The sequence below is a fragment of the Endozoicomonas ascidiicola genome (genome assembly GCF_001646945.1).
Lineage (GTDB): Bacteria > Pseudomonadota > Gammaproteobacteria > Pseudomonadales > Endozoicomonadaceae > Endozoicomonas > Endozoicomonas ascidiicola.
This window is the reverse complement of record NZ_LUTV01000006.1, coordinates 353473-355220: the sequence shown is the minus strand read 5'-3', so window position 1 is coordinate 355220 and position 1748 is coordinate 353473. Positions and strand designations below refer to the sequence as shown.

2 protein-coding genes and 1 pseudogene are annotated in these 1748 nt (G+C 43.8%); 2 read left to right on the top strand and 1 reads right to left on the bottom strand.

Annotated elements, in window-relative coordinates:
- The first annotated feature begins 191 nt into the window (after window positions 1–191).
- Both AKL11_RS18475 and AKL11_RS24740 read left to right on the top strand, forming a co-directional pair.
- Window positions 192–515 (top strand): DUF6444 domain-containing protein, encoded by a 324-nt coding sequence (locus AKL11_RS18475; protein WP_067520238.1) that lies wholly within the window; start codon window positions 192–194, stop codon window positions 513–515.
- 166 nt (window positions 516–681) lie between these two features.
- Window positions 682–1034: pseudogene (locus tag AKL11_RS24740) on the top strand (transposase); the annotation flags it as partial.
- Between the two features lie 223 nt (window positions 1035–1257).
- Here AKL11_RS24740 and AKL11_RS18465 read toward each other — a convergent pair.
- Window positions 1258–1748, bottom strand: a 491-nt coding sequence (locus tag AKL11_RS18465) for a transposase (protein ID WP_172807327.1), incomplete at its 5' end; no start/stop codon positions are given.

The window sequence follows — 1748 nt, the reverse complement described above, 5'->3', positions numbered from 1 at the left end:
AATCATCATGGCAAGAAACAAACATGTGATTTTTTCCACTAATTTCTGGCGTTTTTCAATTTTTCTATCATCCTCTTAAACATGTTCCTCTGATGTAAAACCGGCATGAATCAAAAGCTCCCGAAAATTCCATCGAATAATGCTCTCTTAAAAGAGAACACCAAGCTTCATAAAAAAATTCAGATCTGCGGATGAAAGTTGCCTGCTTGGCTGAGCGTTGTCGTAACCTGGAAGAAATGGCCAATAAAAACAGTCAGAACAGCAGTAAGCCACCATTGTCTGATGGTTGTCAAAAATCCTCCAAGAACAGTAACTGTGAAAATGAATCTCCCGTTGATGAAAATTCTGATTCATCAACCGACACACCTAACCCTAAAAGTCTAAGACAGCCGTCTGGCAATAAACCCGGAGGACAAAAAGGGCATCAGGGCTCTTATCTTAAACAGGTCGACAACCCCGACTACATCAAGTGTTACAAGGTTAACGAGTGCCATTATTGTCAGGCTCGACTTTAGATTTTCCATAGAACGGAAGTTTGGTCAGATTGCATAATTTCAAAATACCTGAATTCGTATCATAAGTGCATAACCTCTGTAATCAACTGATCGCCACACACCTTTGAATTGAATCAAGACTCAGGGGTATTCTGTAAAGCGACTAAACCATACAGAGGAGCCAAGAATGGCCTATACACACCTGAGCCTTGAAGAGAGACATTATACCGAACTTCAACTGAAAGAAGGAGTCTCTCAAAACAAGATTGCCAAGGTTTTAGGACGTTCACAGAGCACGTTTTCCCGAGAGCTGGGTCGCGTAATACCGGGCAAAGAGGTTACCGACACCAGCAAGCCCATGGAAAAGCTAAAGAACGTCATATGGAAAAGGCTAAATCTATTAAGCTCACTGATGAGATCAAGTGCCGGATTGCACGAGATATCAAGGATGATTGGAGTCCCGAGCAAGTCGCAGGAAGACTCGAAAAGGAAGATATCATAAAGCTACATCATGAGACGGTTTACCAGTTCATCTTGGACCTAAATCCTGCAATCGACTTCCCAGACGACAAATACCTAACGGGCTGAGCATTTTGTTTTCCTGCCATCCCATTTATTGAGTGAAATTCATACGGCCAAGCCTATTTAAGTCATATCAGTAGGTCGTTTTTCATACAAATCATTCCTGGTTCTATTTTCAGCCCACGACAACGCCTTCCACATACGCAGAATGTTTGTTTTTTGAACGACTATTTGTGACTATTTAAAGGCAGTCACCAACCGCCAACCAGGCATCCCATTCCGTTTTATAAAGAACGTCCTTATTGCTGCCAATGGTCAACTGTCTTCCACCTGTTAACAGTTGTCCGGCAACCCGTATCATGTAGCAGCGAATACTTTCCGGCTCCCACTTTATCAGTTGGCGATTCCCGCTGAGCATCGTCATCCAGCGGGTCGTGTTGTATGCCAGTATTGCACATTGCATAAGTGCGCTGTTCGCCATGACATCTGCGGTTTTGATCTGCCCGAGTGCCATCTGGTTTTTGCTCTCTTCTATCCAGGTTTCACAGGTTGCCCGTTTGCCATAGGTCTTATGAATCTCCCATGCACTCAGTGATTCCGTCGTTACGTTGCAGAAATAGTCATACTCTGGCTTCGGGTCTAACAATTCACCTTGAGCTTTCTCTGGTTTGCTTTCTTTTATTTGATGAACAGCAACAAAGCGGCGTGCCCGATCCCAGTCGCCGCAACGAT

Excerpts from the sequence above, each read along its gene's own strand:
- AKL11_RS18475 (WP_067520238.1), top strand. The coding sequence starts at position 192 with ATGAAAGTTGCCTGCTTGGCTGAGCGTTGTCGTAACCTGGAAGAAATG.